This is a genomic window from Tropicimonas aquimaris (assembly GCF_042676185.1).
Classification (GTDB): domain Bacteria; phylum Pseudomonadota; class Alphaproteobacteria; order Rhodobacterales; family Rhodobacteraceae; genus Tropicimonas; species Tropicimonas aquimaris.
Map to the genome: position 1 here is coordinate 199,150 of NZ_JBHTJT010000060.1, position 23,316 is coordinate 222,465.

20 protein-coding genes are annotated in these 23,316 nt (G+C 66.9%); 10 read left to right on the top strand and 10 right to left on the bottom strand.

Features of this window, described 5'->3' with window-relative positions; translation table 11 throughout:
• Window positions 1-9: 9 nt before the first annotated feature.
• Genes ACFQ2S_RS24195 through ACFQ2S_RS24225 form a run of 7 tightly spaced genes read right to left on the bottom strand, consistent with a single transcriptional unit; the run spans window position 10 to window position 7,303 of the window.
• On the bottom strand, window positions 10-987 hold the full coding sequence (locus tag ACFQ2S_RS24195) for an N-carbamoyl-D-amino-acid hydrolase (protein ID WP_386079145.1): 978 nt from the start codon (window positions 985-987) through the stop codon (window positions 10-12).
• Entirely contained in the window at window positions 984-2,234 is a 1,251-nt protein-coding gene (locus tag ACFQ2S_RS24200) for a Zn-dependent hydrolase (protein WP_386079148.1), read from the bottom strand. The genes ACFQ2S_RS24195 and ACFQ2S_RS24200 overlap by 4 nt, the downstream gene beginning before the upstream one ends.
• Window positions 2,231-3,481, bottom strand: coding sequence for a diaminopropionate ammonia-lyase (locus ACFQ2S_RS24205; protein ID WP_386079150.1), 1,251 nt, complete (start codon window positions 3,479-3,481; stop codon window positions 2,231-2,233). Before ACFQ2S_RS24205 ends, ACFQ2S_RS24200 begins: the two co-directional genes overlap by 4 nt.
• A gap of 13 nt (window positions 3,482-3,494) precedes the next feature.
• Window positions 3,495-4,268 carry an ABC transporter permease gene (locus tag ACFQ2S_RS24210; protein WP_386079153.1) on the bottom strand — a complete coding sequence of 258 codons (774 nt, stop codon included), beginning with the start codon at window positions 4,266-4,268 and terminating at the stop codon, window positions 3,495-3,497.
• Complete coding sequence (locus ACFQ2S_RS24215; protein WP_386079155.1) at window positions 4,268-5,131, bottom strand: ABC transporter permease; 864 nt, start codon at window positions 5,129-5,131, stop codon at window positions 4,268-4,270. The genes ACFQ2S_RS24210 and ACFQ2S_RS24215 overlap by 1 nt, the downstream gene beginning before the upstream one ends.
• Window positions 5,128-6,234, bottom strand: a complete 1,107-nt coding sequence (locus ACFQ2S_RS24220; protein WP_386079158.1) for an ABC transporter ATP-binding protein — start codon at window positions 6,232-6,234, stop codon at window positions 5,128-5,130. The genes ACFQ2S_RS24215 and ACFQ2S_RS24220 overlap by 4 nt, the downstream gene beginning before the upstream one ends.
• Before the next feature lies 1 nt (window position 6,235).
• The gene (locus tag ACFQ2S_RS24225) at window positions 6,236-7,303 is read right to left on the bottom strand and encodes an extracellular solute-binding protein (protein ID WP_386079160.1); all 1,068 of its coding nucleotides are present in this window, start codon (window positions 7,301-7,303) and stop codon (window positions 6,236-6,238) included.
• Between the two features lie 323 nt (window positions 7,304-7,626).
• Between ACFQ2S_RS24225 and ACFQ2S_RS24230 the strand changes: the two genes are divergently transcribed.
• On the top strand, window positions 7,627-8,523 hold the full coding sequence (locus ACFQ2S_RS24230) for a MurR/RpiR family transcriptional regulator (RefSeq protein WP_386079162.1): 897 nt from the start codon (window positions 7,627-7,629) through the stop codon (window positions 8,521-8,523).
• Window positions 8,524-8,734: 211 nt separating this feature from the next.
• On the opposite strand, the gene pta is transcribed toward ACFQ2S_RS24230, so the two are convergent.
• Window positions 8,735-10,870 carry a phosphate acetyltransferase gene (gene pta, locus ACFQ2S_RS24235; RefSeq protein ID WP_386079165.1) on the bottom strand — a complete coding sequence of 712 codons (2,136 nt, stop codon included), beginning with the start codon at window positions 10,868-10,870 and terminating at the stop codon, window positions 8,735-8,737.
• 666 nt (window positions 10,871-11,536) lie between these two features.
• Here pta and ACFQ2S_RS24240 point away from each other — a divergent pair.
• The 7 genes from ACFQ2S_RS24240 to ACFQ2S_RS24270 all read left to right on the top strand — a co-directional run bounded on the left by ACFQ2S_RS24240 (window position 11,537) and on the right by ACFQ2S_RS24270 (window position 18,946).
• Complete coding sequence (locus ACFQ2S_RS24240; RefSeq protein ID WP_386079168.1) at window positions 11,537-12,535, top strand: LacI family DNA-binding transcriptional regulator; 999 nt, start codon at window positions 11,537-11,539, stop codon at window positions 12,533-12,535.
• Window positions 12,532-13,554, top strand: coding sequence for an ABC transporter substrate-binding protein (locus ACFQ2S_RS24245; protein WP_386079170.1), 1,023 nt, complete (start codon window positions 12,532-12,534; stop codon window positions 13,552-13,554). The genes ACFQ2S_RS24240 and ACFQ2S_RS24245 overlap by 4 nt, the downstream gene beginning before the upstream one ends.
• A gap of 4 nt (window positions 13,555-13,558) precedes the next feature.
• Complete coding sequence (locus ACFQ2S_RS24250; RefSeq protein WP_386079173.1) at window positions 13,559-14,386, top strand: ABC transporter permease; 828 nt, start codon at window positions 13,559-13,561, stop codon at window positions 14,384-14,386.
• On the top strand, window positions 14,383-15,162 hold the full coding sequence (locus tag ACFQ2S_RS24255) for an ABC transporter permease (RefSeq protein WP_386079176.1): 780 nt from the start codon (window positions 14,383-14,385) through the stop codon (window positions 15,160-15,162). The genes ACFQ2S_RS24250 and ACFQ2S_RS24255 overlap by 4 nt, the downstream gene beginning before the upstream one ends.
• Window positions 15,163-15,330: 168 nt before the next feature.
• Window positions 15,331-16,296 carry an ABC transporter ATP-binding protein gene (locus ACFQ2S_RS24260; protein WP_386079179.1) on the top strand — a complete coding sequence of 322 codons (966 nt, stop codon included), beginning with the start codon at window positions 15,331-15,333 and terminating at the stop codon, window positions 16,294-16,296.
• Window positions 16,296-17,186: a nucleoside hydrolase gene (locus tag ACFQ2S_RS24265; protein ID WP_386079181.1), complete on the top strand. Its 891-nt coding sequence runs from the start codon at window positions 16,296-16,298 to the stop codon at window positions 17,184-17,186. The genes ACFQ2S_RS24260 and ACFQ2S_RS24265 overlap by 1 nt, the downstream gene beginning before the upstream one ends.
• A complete protein-coding gene (locus tag ACFQ2S_RS24270; RefSeq protein ID WP_386079183.1) occupies window positions 17,183-18,946 on the top strand; it encodes an adenine deaminase in 1,764 nt (587 codons plus the stop codon). The genes ACFQ2S_RS24265 and ACFQ2S_RS24270 overlap by 4 nt, the downstream gene beginning before the upstream one ends.
• Here the strand turns inward: ACFQ2S_RS24270 and ACFQ2S_RS24275 are convergent.
• On the bottom strand, window positions 18,938-20,095 hold the full coding sequence (locus ACFQ2S_RS24275; protein ID WP_386079185.1) for a M20 aminoacylase family protein: 1,158 nt from the start codon (window positions 20,093-20,095) through the stop codon (window positions 18,938-18,940). The genes ACFQ2S_RS24270 and ACFQ2S_RS24275 overlap by 9 nt on opposite strands.
• 47 nt (window positions 20,096-20,142) lie before the next feature.
• On the opposite strand from ACFQ2S_RS24275, the gene ACFQ2S_RS24280 reads away from it, so the two are divergent.
• Together ACFQ2S_RS24280 and ACFQ2S_RS24285 are read left to right on the top strand one after the other, a co-directional pair.
• Window positions 20,143-20,826, top strand: coding sequence for a phosphoribosyltransferase (locus tag ACFQ2S_RS24280; RefSeq protein ID WP_386079188.1), 684 nt, complete (start codon window positions 20,143-20,145; stop codon window positions 20,824-20,826).
• Window positions 20,827-21,042: 216 nt separating this feature from the next.
• Window positions 21,043-21,474, top strand: a complete 432-nt coding sequence (locus ACFQ2S_RS24285) for an RbsD/FucU family protein (RefSeq protein WP_386079191.1) — start codon at window positions 21,043-21,045, stop codon at window positions 21,472-21,474.
• 30 nt (window positions 21,475-21,504) lie between these two features.
• On the opposite strand, the gene ACFQ2S_RS24290 is transcribed toward ACFQ2S_RS24285, so the two are convergent.
• The gene (locus ACFQ2S_RS24290) at window positions 21,505-23,133 is read right to left on the bottom strand and encodes an FGGY-family carbohydrate kinase (RefSeq protein WP_386079194.1); all 1,629 of its coding nucleotides are present in this window, start codon (window positions 23,131-23,133) and stop codon (window positions 21,505-21,507) included.
• Between the last annotated feature and the right edge of the window lie 183 nt (window positions 23,134-23,316).

A 23,316-nucleotide genomic window follows, 5' to 3' on the forward strand; every position in this document is an offset into this window, starting at 1 on the left:
TTCCTTTGCTCAGCGCCGGGCCGTGAACCGGCTCTCTTCGGTGATCCGCGCGCGAGCCTCAGCGCGCTCCTCGGCACCGGCGCAGATCGGTCCGTAATCGCCCGGTTCACGGTGCAGGGCGAAGTTGAACACGTTCTTGCGTAGCTCGCTACATCGGTCGAGGTCGATTTCCGCAACCGAGATCTCGTCGCCCAGCCCCTGGGTGCGGGCGATGATCTCGCCCGTGGGCGCGATGATGCAGCTGCCGCCGATCAGGTCGCATCCCTCCTCCCGCCCGGCCTTTGCGGTGCCGATCACCCAGCAGCCGTTGGCATAGGCGCCGGCCTGCATGCTCAGGTGGTTGTGGAAATCCTGCAGGTGGTCGTGCTCGGGCGCCTGCGGATAATGGAGCGGCGTGTTGTAGCCCAGCATGACCAGTTCCGCGCCGCGCAGGCCCAGCACTCGGAACGTCTCCGGCCAGCGGCGGTCGTTGCACAGGCACATGCCGAGCTTGCCGCCCATGGCGTCGAACACCGGGAACCCCAGATCGCCATGTTCGAAATAGCGCTTCTCCAGGTGCTGGAACGGGCGCCATTCCTCCGGGTTGAAATGGCCCGGCAGGTGCACCTTGCGGTACTTGCCGACAATCTCGCCGGTCCGGTTAACGATGATCGAGGTGTTGAACCGCCGTTTCACCCCGCCCTCGCGGACCAGTTCCGCATAGCCCAGGTAGAAGCCCACCCCAAGCCGCCGCGCAGCCTCGAAGAGGGGCGCCGTCTCGGGCCCCGGCATCTCGGTTTCGAAGAAGCGGTCGAGGTCGGCTTCGTCCTCGATATACCAGCGCGGAAAGAAGGTCGTGAGCGCGAGTTCGGGGAAGACCACCAGTTCCGCGCCGCGTCGATGGGCCTTTTCCAGCAACGCGATCATCCGGTTGACGGCCGAGGAGCGCGGCTCCTCGCGGGCGATTGGGCCAAGCTGGGCCGTGGCGGCGACAAGGGTTCGGCTCATGCGGTCTGTCCTTCCGGTTTCACCACGCCGGCGCGGGCCAGCGCCACCTCGGCCAGCAGGCGGACGCCGTTGGCGAGGTCATGGGGAGCGGTGTACTCGTGAATGTTGTGACTGATCCCGTCCTTCGAGGGCACGAAGATCATCGCGGCGGGGCAGTTGGGCGCGAACATCTGGGCGTCATGCCCCGCGCCCGATGGCATCCGTCGATGGCTCAGACCGAGCCTTTTGGCGCCTTCGGCAATCTGGCCCACGAGGTCGGGATCAAAGGAAACGGGCTCGAACCGGGCGAGGCTCCGCCGGGTGATCGTGCAACCTTCGTCAGAGGCAAGTGCTTCGGCGGTATCGAAGAGACGTGTCTCGGCGGCCTGCAACACCGCGTCGTCGGTGTGGCGCAGATCGACGGTCAGCACCGCCTCCTCCGGCACCACGTTGACGATATCCGGGGCAAAGCGCATCCGCCCCACCGTGGCCACCTGCGGCGAGCCGAAGTCCCGCGCGATCGCCCGCGCCTCTATCGCGATCCCGGCAGCGACGGCCCCGGCATCCTGACGCAGCGCCATCGGCGTCGTGCCCGCATGGGCGGACCGGCCGGCGATGGCGAACTCGGTCCAGGAGATGCCCTGGACGCCGGTGACCACGCCGATCTCGGTGCCCTCGGCTTCCAGCACCGGCCCCTGCTCGATGTGCAACTCCAGGTAGGCGCACGGCGCCAGCGCGCTCACCGGCTCACGGCCCCGCGCCCCGATCCCGTCGAGCGCATCGGCCACGCTCACCCCGTCGATGCCGACCTTCGCCAGCATCTCCTCGAGATCGAGCGCGCCCTGGCTGACGCCGGAGCCCATCATGTCCGGCGCGAACCGCGCGCCCTCCTCGTTGGTAAAGAAGGCCACCGCCAGAGGATGTTCCGTCTCGATGACGGCGTCGATGACGCTCTCGATCACCTCGAGCCCGCCGAGCACGCCGAGTACCCCGTCATAGAGCCCGCCGGTCGCGACCGTGTCGATGTGCGAGCCCATGACCAGGGGCGGCAGATCCTTATGGCCGGACCGGATGGCCCAGCAATTGCCGATCACGTCGGTGTGGACGTCCAGTTCCAGGTCGCAGAACCAGCCGGTGACCAGCGCGCGGCCCGCCGCGTCCTCTGCGCTCAGGGCCAGCCGCTTGCAACCGCCGCCGGGGAGCGCGCCGATCCGGCCGAGCGCCTCGATCCGCGCCAACAGCCGTTCCGTGTTGATCTCGATCCTCATGCGCCCGCCCTCACCGCGTCGGCGCTCTTCCCGACAAGCTCCTCGTAGAGCGCGGGGTCGGTGTCGGCCTCAGTCCCGAAGACGAGGACCCGCGATGCCGCGTCGAGCTCAAGGGCCGCCCGCGCCTCGGCATTCCCGGCGGCGGCGAGAAACGCGGCCAAACCGGCCACCGCGGATTCCCCCGCCACGATCGCCGGATCCCCCGGCACAGGTTCCGCCAGCCGGCGCATGCAGGCGACCGCATCGGCATCGGCCACCGAGATCGTGGCGAAACACAGCGGCTTCAGCACGTCCCAGGCCAGCAGAGAAATCTCGCCACAGGCCAGCCCGGCCATGAGCGTGTCGAGATCGCCGGTGACGGCGGTCGGCTCGCCGTTGCGAATTGTCTCCAGCCAACAGGCGCTGTCTTCCGGATCTGCCAGGATAACGCGGGGGGCCTGCGCCCCGCCGTAGCGGCGGCGGAGCTGCGCGGCGACCGCGGCGGCCACGCCGCCGACACCGGTCTGCACGAAGACATGGGTGGGCCCTGCGTCGAGCTGCTCCGCCGCCTCGGCGGCCATCACCTCGTAGCCCTGCATCACGTCCTTCGGGATCTCGGTGTAGCCGGGGTAGGAGGTGTCGGAGACAACGAACCAGCCCTCGGCCCTTGCCGTCTCGTCGGCCTCGCGCACGCTGTCGTCGTAATTCCCGGCGCAGCGACGCACCTCGGCGCCATAGGCCTCGATCGCGGACTTGCGCCCTTCCGAAACCGTGGCGTGGATGAAGATCACGCATTTGCAGCCAAAGATCCGCGCCCCCCAGGCCACCGAACGGCCATGGTTGCCGTCGGTCGCGCAGCAGACGGTGATGGTCGAGATCACGTCGTCATGGACGCCGGCCAGGATCTCCTCGATCTGCGGCGCGTCGATCCCCTTCCGCGCGGCGACCTCGCGGGTCAAAAGGCGCAACACGGCATAGGCACCGCCGAGCGCCTTGAAGCTCCCAAGCCCAAAGCGCCCGCCCTCGTCCTTGTAGTGCAGCGCTGCAACGCCTGCCTCCGCCGCGATCCCCGGCAAGCCAAGAAGCGGCGTCGTCGCGTAGCCCGGCCAGGCGGAGATGGTGGAGCGGGCAGTTTCGAAGGCCGCATCGTTCAGAACGGCGGCCTGCTTGTTGCTGTAGTCGGCGCCCGGATTGAAATGCCGGTTGAACACGATCTCGGTCGTCGCACCCTGCCCGAGGCTGTTGGCATACTTGATTGGGTCCTGCATTTGGTCCTGCCCGTCAGTTCGTGCGCCCCGACCTGCGGCGGATGCTTTCCGCGAGCACGACGAGCGCGATGTTTCCCAGCACGATCAGCACGGCAAGCGCATTCAGGCTGGGGGAGAGGTTGAAACGGAAATCGGAGGCGACGAGCACCGAGAGCGGCTGCTCCCGCCCCGAAAGAAACGCCGTCAGCACGTATTCGGAAGAGGACAGCACGAAGGCGATCACCCAGGAGGCCAGAAGCCCGTTGCCCATCAGCGGCAGCACCACCCGGCGGAAGCAAGACCAGCCCGAGGCACCCAGGTCCGCCGCCGCCTCGATCAGACGCCGGTCTATGCTGATCAGCACCGAGACGATGATCAGGGTGGAGAACGGCAGGATGATGATCGACTGCCCCGCGATGACCGTCCAGAGCGAGCGGTCGATCCCGGCATCCTTGAACAGGATGAGCTGGGAGACGGCGAGGATGAGCCGCGGCACGAGAAACGGCATCAGCAACGCCGCAACGAAGAGCCCCGTGCCCCGCACCGGGTAAAGCGTAAGCGCCAGCGCGGCCGCCGCGCCGAAGAGCGTGGTCAGGATCGCCACCGGAAAGGCCACGAGGAGCGTGGTGAGGAAACCGCCCCCGAGCCGGCCATCGGCGAGGATCGCGCCGTACCATTCCGTCGTGAAGCCGCGCAGCGGGAAGGCCATCACGTCCGATGCGTTCAGCGAGAACAGCAGGATCATGGCGATCGGCAGATACATGAAACCGAATACCAGCCAGACCCAAAGCGTTGCCAGCCGGGACATCACACGCCCTCCGAAACGAGCGCGGTGCGGCGGATCGCAAGCGCACCCACGCCGAAGCAGAGCATCAGGATCGCCAGCATCGTCCAGGCGATGGCCGAGCCGAGCGGCCAGTCGAAGGCGGTGCCGAAGAGGTCGTTGACCGCCGAGATGATGGTGATGCCCGACGCGCCCCCAAGCAGTTGCGGCGTCAGGTAGTCGCCTGCCACCATGACAAAGACCATCAGCCCGCCCGCGATCAGCCCCGGCGAGGTGAGCGGCAGCGTCACGCGGCGAAACCGGTCGGCCGCGGGCGCGCCGAGATCCGCCGCCGCCTCGAGCCAGGCGTCGTCGAGGCTTTCGAAGGCGAGCCAGAGGCCGATCACCATGAAAGGCAGGTAATTGTAGGTCAGCGCGATATGGGTCGCGAGCGGGCTGAAGAGCAACCCGGCCAGAGGCTCGGTGGTCAGCCCGAGCCACATGAGCGTGCGGTTGATCGCGCCCTCCGCTCCCAGCAGGACCCGCCAGGCAAAGATCCGCACCAGGTCGCCGGAATAGAGCGGCACCAGCAAAAGCGTCAGCAGGGTGGACTTCGCCCCGGTCACTCGCTTGGCGATGAACCAGGCGACAGGATAGCCGATGACGGCGGTGATCGCGACCACGAGAAGAGCGGAGCCGAAGGCGCGTGCGATCAGGCCGCGGTAGGTCTCGGAGCCGGCGATCTTGACGTAGTTGGCAAAGGTCGGATCGCGCGAGATGGCGACGAAATCCACCTGGAAGAAACTGTAGGCCAGCAGGATCAGCAGCGGCGCGAGGCAGAGCGCGACAAGCGCCGCCACCACCGGCATCGCCAGCCAGGTGCCAATCTGTCCCGGCAGGCCCCTCATGCGATTACGCCCTGTTCTGCCGCTGCCGCCCAGGCGCGGGCGGGATCGAAGCTCAGCTTCACATCCGAGCCCGGCGGCGGCGGCGTGTCGAGTGCCGTGGCCTGCAGGAGCTGGCCCGCGCTCTCGCATTCCACGATCCAGTCCGAGCCGCGATAGACGCAATAGGTAACGCGGGCCGGCATGCCGTCGGCGGCGAGCAAGAGGTTTTCCGGACGCAGGCACAGCACTGCTGCCATGCCGGCCGTGAGTGGTGGCGCGCCCGGAATCTGATATCGGCCCAAGGCCGTGTCGAGGATCACGTCGACCGCCTGCCGGTCGACGACCTCGCCCGGCACGCAGACCGCCCCGCCGATGAAATCGGCGACGTAGGCGGTGTTCGGGCGGGCGTAGATATGGTCCGGCCTTCCCTGCTGCTCGATCCGGCCGTTGCGCATGACGATGATGCGGTCGGAGAGCGCGAAGGCCTCTTCCTGGTCGTGGGTGACATGCAGAAATGTCATCCCGAGGCGACGTTGCAGGTCCTTCAGCTCGATCTGCATGTCCTTGCGCATCCGCCGGTCGAGCGCCGAAAGCGGCTCGTCGAGCAGCAGCAGCCGCGGTTCGTTGACGATGGCGCGGGCCAGCGCCACGCGCTGTTGCTGTCCGCCCGAGAGCTGGCGCGGCCGACGGTCGGCCATCGCTTCCATACGGACGGTCTTGAGCGCCTCCAGCGCCGTGGGCAGGATGCGCGACCTGGGAATGCCGCGATAGCTCAGCCCGAAGGCGACGTTGTCCAGCACCGACAGGTGAGGAAAGAGCGCGTAACTCTGGAATACCGTGTTGATCGGCCGCCGCGCCGCCGGGATCTCATCGAGACGCGCACCGTCGAGGGTCAGCGCGCCGGAGGTGATCTCCTCGAAACCGCCGATCATTCGCAGGATCGAGGTCTTGCCGCAGCCCGAAGGCCCCAGCAGCGTCACATAGCTGTTGCCGTCGAGCGCGAAATCCACGCCGGAGACAGCGTCGACCTCGCCGTAGCTCTTGTAGAGCCCCTTGGCTTCGAGGAGCGGGCGCTGCGCGCGCCCGCCCCCGTCCGTCTCTGCCCGAAGATCAGGCGTCGTCATGTCAGCTGGCCTTCACTTCGTTCCAGAGAGCCACCCATTCGTTGTAGCGCGGCGGGTTCTTCTTCCAGACGAAGCTGTCCATGATCGATAGATCGCTGATGAAGATCTTCTCCTGCTCCTCGGCGCTCAGCATGTCGCGCGCGGCCGAGGTCGACTGGGCATAGGGACCGCCGACGGCGAGCATCTTGCCGTAGTCCGGGCCGAGCAGGTAGTCGACCAGCTTGAAGGTCGCGTCGAGCCGCTCGCCTTCCACGCCCTTGGGCACCGCGATGGTATCGCACCATCCGATCACGCCCTCCTTGGGCTTGGCCATGCCCATGTCGATCCCCTTGGCCCGCAGGTCGTAATAGGGCGGCACCCAGGAAAAGGCGCAGACGACTTCGCCGGTGGCGAACAGGTTGGTCAGGTCGCCGATCGAGTTCCAGTAGGTCCGAAGCTTGGACTTCTGGATCATAAGGACCTTCTTGACCTCGGCCAGCTGCGCGTCGTCGAGATCGAACATCTCGCTCTCGGGGATGCCCAGGTACATCGCGGCGATCATGATGCCCTCGAGCGCGTAGTCCCGCATCGCGAGTTTGCCGTTGTACTTGTCGCCCTCGAAGAACACGGACCAGTCCGGCTCCTCGTCCATAAGGTCGGCCCGGTACACGATCGGGTTGATGCCCCAGTAGAACGGGATGCCGTAGGTTTCGCCATCGACCTTGCCCAGCGGCGTCTTCTTGAAGGTGTCATAGAGCAACGCGGCGTTCGGCACCTTGTCGAAATCGATCGGCTGGAGCAGGCCGGAGGCGGTGTAGAACTCCACCTTGTCGAGACCGGGCGTGATCAGGTCCACCGAAGACGCACCACCGGCGCGCAGCTTGGCGAACTGCTCGTCATCGGTGCCGATGAAGGTCTTGGTCAGCGCCACGTCGTTGGCGGCGAAGAAGGGCGCGAGGTAGTCGTCCTTGGCGAGGTTCTCCCACGTCATCCAGAGGATGTCGGTCGCGGCGAAGGCACGGGAGGCGGGGCCAAGCGCCCCGAGCGCGGCCCCGGCAAGGGCGGTCCTGAGGAGGTCTCGGCGGTACATGGTCGGTCCTTTCGTTCTGTGGCCGGAAAGTCGAGCACCCTCAGTCTTTTATGAAATTCATTTTTCACATAATATCAAATCATGAAAATCCCCATACATTCCGCAAGTGCCCAAGAATGCGCCGCCCCGGGCAAGCGGATGCCCAAAAACCAACGCATCGCCGCGGAGGCTGCCAGCCAGACAGGCCGGTTATTCCAGCCGCAGCTCCGACTCGACCGGTGCAGATTGGCTGCAGCCCCTGCCAATTGACGCGGCCGCGCGAACACCGGTTTGCAGCCGGCGCGCAAACGCGAAAACCTGCACAGACAACGAGCGAAGAGCACATGACCAGCGAACCAGCCACACAGGGATCCCTTCTGCGCCGCATCCACGAGGCCTACGCCGCACTTCCGGACAGCGAGCGGCGGGTGGCGGACACGATCCTCAACGCGCCCGCCGAGATGCCCGTCTGGACCGCCACCGAGTTGGCCGGACATGCCCAGGTCTCCAACGCGACGGTCAGCCGGCTGGTGCAACGGTTGGGCTACCGCAGCTTCGAACAGGCCCGGCAGGACGCCCGCACCTTGCGCGAAACCGGCTCGCCCCTGTTCATGAAGGAAACCTCCGCGCGCGGCACGGGCGGCGAGCCACATGCCGATCTCCTCCGCACCGAGGCCGGCTTGATCGAAGCTACCCTGGCACGGCTCGATGCCAGCGCCCTCCGGGAGGCGTCCCGGGCGATTGCGGGTGCCCGACAGGTCCGCCTGATGGGCTTTCGCAACAGCCGTTTCCTGTCGGACTACCTGACCGCCCAGCTCGCCCAGTTGCGCCACGATGTTGCGCCCCTCGGTCTCTACGGCCAGACGATCGCCGAAGGGATCGCCGGCCTCGGGCCGCAGGACATCGCGGTCGTCGTCGGGTTCCGCAGGCGCCCGGCGCGATTCAGTCAGATCATCCGGCTGATCGCAGAACGCCAGTCGCGGGTGATCCTAATCGCCGACAAGAGCCTGCGCGAAGCCCCGGCCTTCGCCACCTGGACCTTCACCTGCAGCGTCGAGACGCCCCTGCCCATCGACTCCTATGTCGGGGCGCTTACGCTGATGCGGATGCTGGCGACCGAGACCGCCGCCGAACTCGAAGACCGGGGCATTCACCACCTGAACGAGGTCGAGACCCTGCGCGAGACCCTCGGGGAACTGGAATCCGCCCCCTCGGCTGCCGGACCCGCCACGAAGGGCTAACCGGTCGGATCACGGTGCTTGCAAGAGTTCGGTGGGTGGCTGGAAGTCCGTGTGGAGCCATTTCCTCGCGGCGGCGCATTACCGGGGCCACCCTGCGCAATCATACGAACCGACGCCCCTGAAGGCGGGAGGGCGGCGGCCGAACGCCTACCAAATTGCGCTATCGCGTCTGGGTTGGCCCCGCCCGGATGGCTCCAGACGGGGCGCACACTCAGATCGCTTCGGCGACGGAGACGGCCGGCACCTCCGGCGCGGCGGCCTGAATGGCAGTCAGGGCGATGGTGTAGACGATGTCCTCGACAAGTGCGCCGCGCGAAAGGTCGTTCACCGGCTTGCGCAGGCCCTGCAGCATCGGACCGACGCTGACCACGCCGGCAGAGCGTTGCACCGCCTTGTAGGTCGTGTTGCCGGTGTTGAGGTCGGGGAAGATGAACACATTCGCCCGGCCCGCGACCGCGCTGTCCGGCGCCTTCTGCTTACCGACGCTGGCGACGGAGGCGGCATCGTATTGCAACGGGCCGTCGATCAGCAGATCGGGGCGCAGGCTCTGGGCCAGCCGCGTCGCATCCCGCACCTTCTCGACATCCGAGCCAATGCCAGATCCACCGGTCGAGTAGGAGATCATCGCAACCCGCGGCTCGATCCCGAAGGCGATCGCAGTTTCCGCCGACTGGATGGCGATGGTGGCGAGTTCCTCGGCCGACGGATCGGGGTTGATGGCGCAGTCGCCGTAGATCAGCACCTCGGTCGGCATCAGCATGAAGAACACGCTGGAGACGATCTTTGCGCCGGGCTTGGTCTTGATCAGCTGAAGCGCCGGCCGCACCGTGTCGGCGGTCGTGTGGACCGCGCCGGACACCAGCCCGTCCACGTCGCCCGCGGTTACCATCATGGTGCCGAGAACCACCGTGTCTTCCAGCTGCGCGTCGGCCTGCTCCGGGGTCAGCCCCTTGTGCTTGCGCATCTCCACCATCGGCGCGACGTAGCGCGCGCGGATCGAGGCCGGATCGACTATCTCCAGGTTCGACGGCAGCGCATGACCCAGCTTGGCGGCCTTGGCGGCGATGGCGTCGGGGTCGCCCAGCAGCACGCAATTGGCGATCTGCTTCTGGGCGCACTTGATCGCCGCCTCGATGGTGCGCGGCTCCTCGCCCTCGGGCAGGACGATCCGACGGTCCGCCGAGCGGGCAAGCTGCACCAGCTGGTGGCGGAACGCGGAGGGAGACAGCAGCGGCTTGGTCGCGGCCCCAAGCCTGGGCAGGAGAGCGGACACGTCGATGCGGTCGGCAATCGACGTAATGACGCGTTCCATCTGGTGACGGTCGTCGGCGGAGACGTGGCAATCGAGCTGCGCAAGCTGCGCGGCCACGTTGTAGGTGTCATCGGTGGCCAGGAAGATCGGCAGGCCGGCCTCGGCCGCCGGGCGCATGATCTCGCTCACCACCGCGTCGGGCCGGCTGCCGCAAGTGAGCAGCAGTCCGGCGAGCCGGGTGCCGTTCAGGAAGGAGAGCGAGGCGGCGAGGCAGATGTCGGCGCGGTCCCCCGGGGTGACGAGCAGAGCCCCCGGAACCAGGCAGGGCAGCACGAGTTCGACCGACCGCGCGGCGACGACGACTTCGCTGACGCGCCCGGCCTCCATCGCGCCCGCGTTGACCACGGTCAGGTTCATCGCGTCAACCATCTCCTGAAGTCGCGGGGCATAGAGGCTGGGGTCGAATGGGACGGTTCCGAGGATTGGAAGGTTCGGACCGAGATCGGCCTGCATCAGGCCGTGCAGACTGTCCGGATCGGTGTCTTCTGGCACCTTGTTGACGAGAATGCCGGCAAACCCGCCGTCGACATCCAGCGTGTCGTCATTCCCTCCGAACTGCCGGGCCACGCGGCGGACCAGCGATCCGATATCCGAGGCCGACGGGCGGTTGGCGTTGACCACCGGCACGAGGTCCGCGCCGAGCGCCCGGCACATCGCGGCGTTGACCGGCAGTGCCAAGGTGTCGGTCTCGACCGCGACCAGCCCTTCGACCACGAGCACGTCGTAATCGCCGTGGAGTTCGTCCATCAGGTCGACGACCTCGTCCATCAGCCCATCGATGTCTCCGGCGGCAACGAGGTCCGAGGCCCGCGTAAGCGGCAGGGAGCCGGTGACCGGCAAGTTGCAGAGATCGCGGGCGAAGGAGATGGAGGGGTCGGCCGTTCCGCCCGCGCCGAGCGGCGCCTGGCCGATGGGCTTGGAGAAGGCGACGTTCAGCCCTTCGCGCTGCAAGGCCCGGGCAAGCCCCAGGGCCATGGAGGTCAGGCCCGCTTCAAGGTTGGCCGAGGCGAGGAAAAGGACTTTTTTCGATGGCATGTCGGATATCCAGGATTGTTGAGGGACGCGAGCAGCGCTCAACCGTTCGGGAACGGACCCGCGAACGCGCACTGCAGGGGCTTGTCGACAAATATACGAATGCCGACTCCGGGCGCTACCCGCCGCCAGTGCACACCGGCATGCCGCCTGCTGCATATGCAATGTCGCAGCGCAGAAATTTCAGGCATTTCGCAGTAGTTGTCGGCAATTGGAGGGCAACGTTTAGGTGCGGTCGTTCGTCACGGCCGGACCGGCACGGCCCTAAACGTCGAGGCCAGTCCGGACCTCTGCACGGTCGAAAGCCCGGCTGCGCTACAGGTGCAGGCAGGGATTCCGCTGGCTCGGGAACCGCGATCCATCTGCTGAAAATCGAGTCTCCGGGAATCGTCGTGCCGCACCGCAAAAAGGCAATGCAAAGGGCGGAGCAGTGCGCACAATAATTGGGCAAGAGAAGAAGGGGCGAGGTTTAGAACGAAGCCCGCGAACCCATCTTCAGCGAGCGGCAGGTCGCCAAGCCACTGAATCCTTTTCCAAATGATCTGGGAGCCACCGGGGATCGCAGCATGGGAGCTAAGCATACGCTAACAACTCCAAGTTGACAGGTCGGATGATGATTCTAGTCTGGTTAAACGATTTTTCATCCCCAGCCGAACATCCCGCCCCGCCATGCAGCCCAAACTGAAAGACATCGCGAAACAGCTCGGCGTCTCGACGGCGACGGTGTCCAACGTGCTGTCCGGCAAGGGGCGAGTGTCGGAGGAGACGCGCAAGCTGATCAGCGAAAAGATCCGCGAGATCGGCTATCGGCCCGGCGGGCCAGGCCGGGCGCTTCGCACCGGGCGCAGCGGCGTTCTGGGGCTGGTGTTGCCCGACATCTCGAACCCGCTGTTTCCAGCCTTCGCGCAGGCCATCGAGGCGGCGGCCTCGCGCACGGGCCACGGCATCCTCATCGCGGATTCCCATGGCGACCCAATCGCACAGACCGAAGCCCTGCAGCGGATGATACAACGCGGGGCAGACGGCATCGTCATCGTGCCCTGCCGCGGCACGCAGGTCAGCAGCCTGAGCTTGCCCATCGCCATCATCGATTCCGCCGCGACCCCGGGCAACAGCGTCTGCGCGGACCATTTCCAGGGCGGACGTATGGCCGTGGAGCACCTGCAGGGCCTTGGCCACAAACGTCTCGTTCTGCTCGGCCACAGCCGGCGTTCCTCGGTTCAGACAGCCCGGATTGCCGGCATGGAGGCCGCGCTCGAGCCCGGAACGCGGGCCGATGTCTTCTGGCTGGAAGAGGCTGCCCCGGATTTCGCCGCGCTGGCGGGCGAGGGCGCGACGGCCTTTGCCGCGACCTCCGACCTGCACGCGCTGACCGCCCTGACCCGCCTGCAGGGCGCCGGGATGTCGGTGCCCGGCGATGTCAGCGTGCTCGGCTTCGACGATCTCAGCTTCTCTGCGCAGATCACGCCCGGGCTGACAACGCTTGCCCAGAACATGCCGGAGATCGCGGCAGCGGCTGTCCAGCATCTCTTGCTGCAGCTCGACGAGGCCCCCCTGCCCGCTCCCCGCCTGATCCCGATGAAGTTGCTGGTGCGCGGCTCCACCGGCCCGGCTCCGAACGACCCAAAGCAAAACAAAACAACCCAACAAGGAGATGTGACGACATGATCAAGACCCTTGCACTGGCCAGCGCCTCGACGCTGGCGCTCTCGGCCACAGCGATGGCGGCGGACAAGACGCTGACCATCTCGGTCTATTCCTTCGCCCAGGACGAGTTCAAGGAACTGGTCTACGACCCGTTCGAGGAGATCTGCGGCTGCGAGATCGTCGTGGAGACCGGCAACTCGATCGAGCGGATCGCCAAGATCGAAGCCAACAAGGACGCGCCCGTGATCGATATGGCCGTGCTGTCGACCCACGACGCGCTCGGCGCGGCGCGCAAGGGGCTGCTGCAGCCGGTCGACGTGTCGAAGCTCACGAACTACGACAAGCTCTACGACATCGCGAAGGACCCGCTCGGCGACAACATGGGCATTGGCTACACCTTCTATGCCACCTCCATCGTCTACCGCTCGGACAAGGTCACTGTGGACAGCTGGGCCGACCTGCTGTCGCCGGAGCTTGCCGGCAATGTCGCCTTCCCGGACATCACCACCAACCAGGGCCCGCCCGCGCTCTACATGCTGGGCAAGGCCATGGGCGAGACCGGCGCAGACCTTACCGCGCCGATCGAGGCCGTGGGAGAGAAGGCCGACGATATCGTCACCTTCTACGTCCGCTCTTCCCAGCTCGCCCAGCTGATGCAGCAGGAAGAGATCTGGGCCGCTCCCGTGGGGCGCTTCGCCTGGGGACAGTTCAAGGACAACGGCCTGCCGATGGCCTGGGCCACGCCCGCGGAAGGCCAGACCGGCGGCATGAACGTCATGGTGATGACGGCGAACAACGGCAACGAGGAACTGGCGCTGCAGTTCATGGACTTCTGGCTCTCGACCGAGATTCAGGCAGCCCTCGCCAACGCACTGGTCGACAGCCCCGCGAATGCCGAGGTCGAGGTCTCCGACGACATCGCCGCCAACCTGACCTACGGCGCCGAGACCGTGTCGCAACTCGACCTGCTCGCCCCGGCCACCATTCTCGACGAACGCGAGAGCTGGCTGGAGCAGTGGAACACGAAGGTCGTGAAGTAAGGCCATGTTCGAAAACCGGGCAATCGGTCTGGCCCTGGTCCTGCCCGCGGCGATCTTCGCCGCGGCGCTCTTCCTGCTGCCGGTCGGCATCCTCCTGTCAGAAGCCTTCCAGACCGAAACGGGATGGTCGCTGTCTGCCTATGGCGAGTTCTTCGCCTCGTCCCGCAACCAGACGGTGTTCTTCCGAACACTGAAGCTCGCCACGCTCGTCGCCGCGGTGTCGGCGGTGATTGGTTATGCGGCGGCCTTTGCCATCGTTAACCTGCCGCCCACATCGCGCGGGCGCATGTTTGGCCTCGTGACGCTGCCGTTGATGATCTCTCCCGTGGCGCGCACCTATGCCTGGCTGGTGATCCTCGGCCGCACCGGCTTCGTGAACCAGATTCTCGTCGATCTCGGCCTGATCGAGACGCCCATCCGCATCCTTTTCACCGAAACCGCGGTCTTCATAGGCCTGCTCCAGCTTTTCCTGCCGCTCATGATCATCTCGCTTGTCTCGGCGATGGAGAACATGCCGCGCGACGCGGTCCCGGCCGCCCGTATCCTCGGGGCGAACTGGCTCCAGGTGTTCTGGAAGGTAATTCTCCCGCTCACCCGCGAAGGGTTGGTGATCGGCGGCACGCTGGTCTTCACCGGCTCCATGACGGCCTATATCACGCCCGCCATCCTCGGCGGCTCCAAGGTGCTCATGCTGGAAACCCTGCTCTACCAGCGGGTGACCGTGGCGAACGATTTCGTCGCCGCCTCCGTCATCGCCATGATCCTGATCGTCATGAGCTTTTCCGCCAACCTGCTGCTCAAGCGGCTTGCCACGGCGAGGCAATCGCGATGAACAGCCGCCTCTCGACCTGGATCATCCTCGGCCTGACCCTGACCTTCCTGATCGGGCCGTTCCTCATCATCATCGCCGCCGCGCTCTCGGCCGGCAACAACCTCGCATTCCCGCCGCAGGGCCTGTCGCTCAAGTGGTTCATCAAGGTCTTCGAGGTCGAGAGCTTCCGCGCCAGCTTCGGGGTCTCGATGTTCCTTGCCATCTTCGGCACGCTGGCCGCGCTGGTGCTGGGGGTCCCTGCCGCCTATGCGATGACCCGCTTCAAGGTGCCCGGCGCTGAGACGGTCAAGCTGATCGTGTCCTCGCCGATCATCGTGCCGGGAATCATCGTGGGCCTGGCGTTGCTGCAGTACTTTGTCATCCCGCTCGGCGTCGGGATCGGGCTGGCGCTGTTTCTCGCCCATACGGCGCTGATCCTGCCCTATGCGGTGCGCGTCGTCTCCGCCTCCATGGAGAACCTCCGCGTCGACATGGAGGAGGCCGCGCTGATGCTCGGCTGCACTCGTTTCGGCGCCTTCCGCCGGATCGTGCTGCCCAATATCCGCGGCGGCGTGCTGGCGGCCTTCATCCTCGGCTTCGTCACCTCGTTCAACCAGGTGCCGGTGTCGCTCTTTCTCTCGGGGCCGGGTCTGCGCACCCTGCCCATCGACATGATCGCCTATATGGAGATCAACTACGACCCGTCGGTGGCCGCGCTCTCGGCGCTGCTGGCGTTCATGTCGATCGGTATCGTCTTTGCCGCCGAACGTTTCATCGGATTGTCCCGCTATGTCTGACCCCAACTCAGTTGCACTGCCTCCCCATGGCGCCTTACTCCCGTGCGCCCGGCGGCCAGTGCCGGCAGCCTCCGCCCCATCCCCCCTTCCAAGGGTGGGGGCTGCCCCCGATCCCGCGGCCGCGCGTCGCCCTTTCTCGCAGTACCCGCCGGCCGGAATATCACACCCATGACCAACCAGGATTTCGTCTCCCTCCGGGATCTGACGCTCGCCTATGACAAAACCGTCGCGGTCGACCGCCTCGACCTGGACATCCGCAAGGGCGAGTTGATCGCGCTGCTCGGCCCGTCAGGCTGCGGCAAGACCACGACGATGCGCGCCATCGCGGGGCTTCTGACGCCTCGCAGCGGCTCCGTCCACATCGACGGTCGCGACGTGACGCGCCTGCCGCCGAGCCGCCGCGAGGTCGGCCTGGTGTTCCAGTCCTACGCGCTCTTTCCGCATCTGAGCGTGTTCGAGAATGTCGCCTTCGGCTTGCGGCTTCGGCACGAGCCCGACCTTGAGGCCAAGGTAATGGCGGGGCTGGAGACCGTCGGCCTGACCGATTTCTCCAAGCGCCAGCCGGCCGACCTGTCTGGCGGCCAGCAACAGCGTGTCTCGCTGGCAAGATCGCTGGTGATGCACCCCAAGGTGCTCCTGCTCGACGAGCCCCTCAGCAACCTCGACGCCCGCCTGCGGCTCGAGATGCGTACCGAGCTGCAGCGCGTGCAGCGCGAGACCGGCATCACCATGGTCTTCGTGACCCACGACCAGTCCGAGGCCTTGGCGCTGGCAGATCGCATCGTGCTGATGCGCAACGGCGCCATCGAACAGGCCGGCACAGCCGAGGAGATCTACAACGCCCCCGTCTCCGGCTTCGCGGCCGACTTCATGGGCTTCGAGACGATCCTTCCGAGCGACGCGGGCGGCGGACTGGCCTGGCGCCCCGGCGCGGTGATACTTGGCAGCGGCCCGCATCAGGGCCAGATCCGCGGCGCCTCTTTCGCCGGCGAGCGGCGGGAATACGTGCTCGAAAGCGCGCTCGGCACGATCAAGGCGGATGTCCCGGTTGCGCTGCCGCGCTACGAGATTGGGCAGACGATCGCCTTCGACCTGCCCCGCGAGACCGCGGTGGAACTGGCGCGGATCGATTGATGGGGATCTGGATCGACACCGACATGGGGGGCGACGACATCTTCGCGATCCTGCTCGCCGAACAGGCCCGGCAGATCGACGGCATGTCGCTCAGCTTCGGCAATGCCCCCCTGCCGCAGGTTCGCAGAAACGCGGCCGGTGCAGCCCGCGCCTTTGGCTGGCTGACGCCGATCCATGCCGGCGCGGAGCGGTCGATCCTTGGAGAGATCACCACCGCGCAGAATGTCCTAGGCGAGACCGGCTTGCCGACCCGCGGCGCGCAACTGCCCGACGCCGAGACGGACCATCCCCCCGCTCTGCCTGCCCTCGCCAACTGGCTTACGGGGCAGACCGAGGCCGAGATCCTCGCCCTCGGCCCCCTCACAAACCTCGCGGCACTTGCCCTGGCGCGCCCGGATCTCCTTCCCCGGATCGGGCGCATCGTCTGGATGGGCGGGGCGGCCGGACGTGGCAATCACACGGCCTCCGCGGAGTTCAACGCCGCCGCCGATCCCGAAGCGCTGGCGATCCTGCTGGCCCGGGACCTGCCTCTCACAATGGTCGACCTCGACGCCTGTCGCCGCGTGGAAATCACCGAGGCCGATGTCGCGGCAACCGACGCCTCCCCCCTGCTGCGCGACCTCCTCGGCGGCTACCTCGACATCGCGCTATCGCGAGGCCGCCCGGCCATGCCGCTCTACGATCCCGTCGCTGCGGCCCTCCTCGCAGCGCCTGAGTTGTTCGACACCGCGCCGGCCGAGATCGTCGTCGAACTGGCGGGCGCGCATACCCGCGGGCGCACCGTCGTCGACCAGCGCCGGCCGGACCGTGCCAACGCCATGATCGTTCGGGATCTTGACGCCCCCTCGGTCAGGTCGCTGTGCCTGCGGGCCCTGGAGACACGGCCGTGAGCGTCGAGCCGCAGGATCTCGATGAAGCCGGCCTCCGGGACCGCGCTGTTGCCGCGGCGCGCGGCGACGCCCCGTTCGACCGGCTCATTCTGGGCGCGACGCTCGCCGACGTGGTCACCGGAGAGCTGCGCCCGGCCGATATCGGGCTGGTCGGGCCGCTGATCGCCTCGGTCCACCTACCGGGAACGCGGAGCGACGCGACCGACATTGTCGACGCCACCGGCCTCGTTGCCGCGCCTAGCCTGATCGACACGCATATGCATGTCGAAAGCTCCATGATCACGCCCGAAACCTATGCCGCCGCCGTGCTGCCCCGGGGCGTTACAACCGTCGTCTGGGATCCCCACGAGTTCGGAAACGTCGCGGGGCTCGCCGGGGTCGGCTATGCGCTCGACAGCGCCGCCAGGTCGGCGCTGCGAATCCTGCCGCTTGCGCCATCCTGCGTGCCCTCCGCGCCCGGATACGAGACCGCCGGCGCCGACTTTGACGCGCCGGTGATTGCCGGGATGCTCTCCGACCCCGGCATCCATGGTCTGGCCGAAGTCATGGACATGCGCGCCGTCACGTCCCGCACCGAGCGGATGCGCGGGATCGTGCAGGCCGGGCTGCACTCACGCAAGATGGTCTGTGGCCATGCCCGCAGCCTGACTGGGCCAGACCTGCAGGCCTATGCCGCCGCCGGCATCACCTCCGACCACGAGGTGACCTCTGCCGATGACCTCATGGAGAAGCTTCGCGCCGGGCTGACCATCGAGCTGCGGGGATCGCACCCCTACTTGCTGCCGGAGTTCGCCAACCGACTGCAGTCGCTGCCTCAGATGCCGCCCACCGTGACCTTCTGCTCCGACGACGTCTTTCCCGACGACCTGCTGGCCACCGGCGGCGTCGACGAGATGCTGCGCAAGATGATCGCCCACGGGCTCGCCCCGATGCGGGCGTTGCAGGCTGCAACGCTGAACGCGGCAATCCGTATCGGCCGACCGGATCTCGGCCTGATCGGCCCTGGCAAGCGGGCCGATATCCTGTTGCTGGAGGATCTGGAGGCGGTCCGCGTTCGCCACGTGCTGCGCAACGGCGCGCCCATTGATGTCCAGGGGGCGGCCTCCCGTTTCCCGGACGCCTTTCTCGACACTTGCGCGCTGCCACTTGTGCGTCCAGACGATTTCGACGTGCCGGCCAAGGGGCCAACCGTCCGCCTCGCCACGATTTCCCACCCGCGCTTCACCGAATGGGGCGAGATCACTGCCGATGTGCGCAACGGAGTCGTCGTCCCGCCGTCCGGCACGACCAGAATAGCCGTGATCAACCGCCATGGTGGGGATACGGCTCCGAAGGTGGGGTTCCTGCGGGGCTGGGGCCAGTGGAACGGCGCCTTCGCGACAACGGTCAGCCACGACAGCCACAATCTGACCGTGTTCGGGAATTCCCCACAAGACATGGCCGCCGCAGCGAATGCCGTAATTGCGACCCGCGGCGGCATGGCTGTGGCTCAGGGCGGCGCTGCGACCGCAGTGCTGCCGTTGCCGGTGGCGGGGCTCGTTTCGGATGCACCACTGGAGCAGGTCGCGGAGGCATTCTCTGCCGTTCGATCCGCGATGGGGGGCGTGGTCAAATGGGAGCCGCCCTATCTCACCTTCAAGGCGCTGGTCGGCGCGACGCTCGCCTGCAACGCTGGCCCGCACCAGACTGACCGCGGCATCGCGGATTCCCACGAGGGCATCCTGCGCCTCTCCCCAATCCTCGCGGACGGGTCAGGCTGACAGGGCCTGCCGCGCCACCTCTGCCCAGAAGGCAACGCCCGTAGCTATCGCGGAATCGTTGAAATCGTAGCCGGTGTTATGATGCAGCGCGCCATCGACAGCCGGCCCGTTTCCGAGCCAGACATAGGCGCCCGGCACCGCCTCTCCGAAGAAGGCGAAATCGTCGCCCGCTGTCGAGGGCGGGAAATCGGTGCGCACGCCGCCACGCGACACGGCTTGCGCCGCTGCCAGTGCCACCGCCGTCGCTCCGACGTCATTCACCACCGGCGGTATGCGGCGAATGAAGTGATACTCGGCGCGCACGCCCATGGCCTGCGCCATGCCCTCAGCGAGCTGGCCGATCTCCGTCTCGAGCTGATCGCGCACATAGGGAGAATAGGCCCGGGCGGTGCCTCCGATCTCCACGAAATCCGGGATCGCGTTCAGCGCTTCGGGATTGCCGGCTGCCACCGAACAGGCGCTGACCACCGCGGGCTGCAACGGATCGACCACCCGGCCTGGAATGGTCTGCAAAGCCGCGATGAAATGCCCGGCCACGGTCACCGGATCGCGGCCGAGATGCGGCTTGGCCCCGTGCGTGCCGACCCCGCGGAAGGCCACGCGCCAGCTGTCCGACGAGGCGAGCTGCGGGCCGGCGACCACGGCCATCTCGTCCGCTGCCAGCCCCGGCATGTTGTGCAGCCCGAAGACCAGGTCGCACGGAAAGCGCTCAAAGAGCCCCTCCTCGACCATGCGTTTCGCCCCGCCGCGTCCCTCCTCGGCCGGCTGAAAGATGAAATACACCGTGCCCTCGGGCGGATTCGTAGTAAGCGCCGCGGCAGCCCCGAGGAGCATCGTGGTGTGCCCGTCGTGACCGCAGGCATGCATCTTGCCCGGCACGGTCGAGGCCCAGGGTGGCGTGCCCGTTTCCGGCATCGCCAGCGCATCCATGTCCGCCCGAAGCCCGACTGCCCTGCCGCCGCCGTTACGCAGGGCACCAACGACACCCGTCCCCCCGATGCCCTCTGACACCTCCAGCCCGAGGTCGCGCAAAAAGCCGGCAACGATCGCGGCGGTGCGCGTTTCCTCGAAGCCGAGCTCGGGATTGGCGTGCAGATCGCGACGGATTTCGATGAGGCGCGGAAGGTCGATGGACGATGGCTCTGTCATGCCGCTATGTGTACCCAACGCTTCGAGGATTGAACAGGACACAGCACATGGAACCGCATGAATTCTGGCAGGAAATCCACCCGCCCGAGGATGCCGTTCCGCCCCCCTGGCAGGATCGTTTCCCGGCGCGCCTGCCCGATGGGCGCATCCTGTTCCTGCCGATCCGCGCGCTCGGAGACGGCGCCACGGGCATTGCCTCGCTCATCCTCAACCAGGCCGGCTTCGACGTGGAGACCACGCTCGCCGAGATGCTCGCCGCGCAGCTCGCGCCGCTGGATCTCGACATCGTCGTCGGCCTGCCCACGCTCGGCCTGTCGCTGGCCCGATCGGTGGCCGAGCGGCTGGGGCACGCGCGCTATGTGCCGCTCGGCACCTCGCGGAAATTCTGGTATCGCGACGAGCTGTCCATCCCGCTCGCCTCCATCACCAGTCCCGGCGCCACCAAGCGCCTCTACATCGACCCCCGGCTTCTCCCGCTCCTCGAAGACGCCCGTATCGCCCTGATCGACGACGTCATCAGCTCGGGGACCTCGATCACCGCGGGGCTGGACCTGCTGAAACACGCGGGGCATCGACCGGAGGTCGTCGCCGCCGCTATGCTGCAGACAACTCGCTGGAAAGCGATGCTTTTCGATGGCCACAAGTTTGGCGAAGACCACGTGAAGGGCGTGATCCGAACGCCGCTGCTGCGCATGACGCCGCGGGGATGGCATCCGGCCGATCCCGACTGAGAAAGCCGGCACCCAGGATGCCGTTAGGGCAGTTTCGCAGATTTCCTAGGGTGTTATCGCTGCCGGTCGAATGGAGCATCTTGCAACTCCCCTCAACGGGGCCGAACATAACCCGCGCGAGCCGTCCGCTCGCCGGCGGCTCAACGGGCGGCCCGCTCATCGAGAGGATGCTCTGCCTCGCCCACCCGAGCCGAAGCTCGTGACTGGAGACCCGACATGCTGATAGGACTCGACCCCGTTCTCTCGCCCGACATGCTTCGCGTCCTGCGCGCGATGGGGCATGGGGATGTTATCGCGGTGGTAGACGCGAATTTTCCGGCCGATGCCTGCGCAAAGCGGCTCGTGCGGGCCGACGGGCTTTCGGCGACCCGCGTGCTGCAAGCGATCCTCTCGATCATGCCGCTCGATCACATGTCGGACCCCGCAGCTTTTTCCATGGAGGTCGTAGGCGATCCGGCTGCCGTCCCGCCCGCAGTGGCGGACTTCCAGGAAACCATCGACAGCACGGCCGACACCCCGTCCCGTATCGGGCCGGTCGAGCGGTTTGCCTTCTACGAGAAGGCGCGTGACGCCTATGCCATCGTCCAGACGGGCGAGCGGCGGCTCTACGGGAACATCCTGCTGGTCAAGGGCGTGATTCAGCCCTGACCATGCGCCGTCCGGCTCCGCGTCCTGGCGTTAGGCGTCCTGACCCTCCATCAGCGCCGCATATGCCGCGAAATCCTCCTGCATTCGGCGGAAGACCCGGTATTTTCTGTCGTGGAATGCGGCGATCTCGCCGGTCCGCGGGGCTATCTCGATCCCTGGCCCGCTCATCGCGCCCATCGCCGCGGGAAGGTCGGCATAGCCGCCGCCCGCAACAGCACCGAGCATGGCCGAACCAAGGAGCACCGGCTCCTTCTGCTCCGGCACGATCACCTTGCACCCGCAGGCATCCGCCATCTCCCGCAGGAACAGGGCGTTGCGGGCGAGCCCGCCGCTGACCACCATCGTCGTGACCTCCACCCCCTGCGCCGCCATCTCCTCCAGCACGTGCCGCGTGCCGTAGGAAAGAGCCTGCAGCGTGGCAAGGTAGTCGAGCGCGAGGTCCTCGAACCCGTGTTCCAGCGACAGCCCGCTGATCGCCCCGCGCCGGGTCGGGTCCGCCAGAGGCGCGCGGTTGCCGTGGAAATCCGGCTGCACATGGCGGTGCGCGGTGAGCAACGCCGTCTCCTCCCCCATCCCGGCCAGCACATCCGCCAGAAGCGCATGGATCGAGCGGCCCTCCTCCTCGGCTCTGGCGCGCAGCATGGCGCTTGCCGAATGCCGCGCGACGACCGCGTCGATCAGCGCACCGGCCGCGGATTGCCCGCCTTCCAGCGCCCAGAGATCCGGCAGCAGGACCGAGTAATACGGGCCCCAGACGCCGGGCACGAAGGCAGGCTCGGGGGTAACGGTGATGTGGCAGGTCGAGGTGCCCGCGATTACGGCCATTCGTTCGGTCAGGGCGGCATGCCCGGGCATCGCGCCGAGGGTGCCGAGCGCACCCGAATAGGCGTCAATCAGGCCCGCGGCGACCGGGGTTCCCTCGGCCAGTCCAAGTTCCTCCGCGGCCCGTGCGTTCAGACGGCCTGCGCTCTCCTCGGGCGAGAGGAACTTGGTCCCGATCATCGCGTGCCCGGCGCCGGCGAGTTCTTCCAGCCCGATCTCGGCCAGAAAGGCGTCGTCCCAGCCCTCTCCTCCGCGCCCTTTCTGAGCCATGTAGGTCCATTTGCAGGTGCTGGAACAGAGCGAGCGCACCTGGCTGCCCGTCGCTCGCCAGACCAGCCAGTCCGGCAGATCGAAGAACAGCCCGGCGCGCTCCCAGGCCTCGGGCAGGTTGCGCTTCAGCCAGCGCAGCTTTGGCATCTCCATCTCCGGCGAGATCACGCTACCGACATAGCGCAGCACCTCGGCGCCGGTGGCATTGATCGCCTCGGCATCGGCGACGGCGCGGTGATCCATCCAAAGGATGATGTCCTGCTCGGGTGCGCCGTCGGGGCTCACGCTTACCGGCGCGCCGTCGGCGGTGCAGACCACCAGCGAGCAGGTGGCGTCGAAACCGATCCCGCCGATCTCCGCGGGTGAGAGCCCAGCCTGCGCCATCGCCGCCCGCACCGAGACGCAGATCGCCTCCCAGATGTCGGCCGAGGACTGCTGGATGAAATCTGGCTGCGGCCGGAATGCCGCCGTCTCGCGGGATGCGACCCCTAGCAAGGTCCCGCTCCCATCAAAGACTCCGGCGCGGGCGCTTCCCGTGCCGACGTCGATCCCAAGAAAGCACGTCACGTCATCTCCTCCCGTTCGTCCGGATGCGCCGAGCTATCGCCCGACGATCTACCATGAGCATAACCACCTCATTTCCCGAGTCGCCACAAAATTGCATCGTTTCGATTTTTGAATCCCGACCATCGCAATCCCACACCATCGGAACCACATAAGCTCTGAAAAGTGGGGCAAAAACAGCCGCTC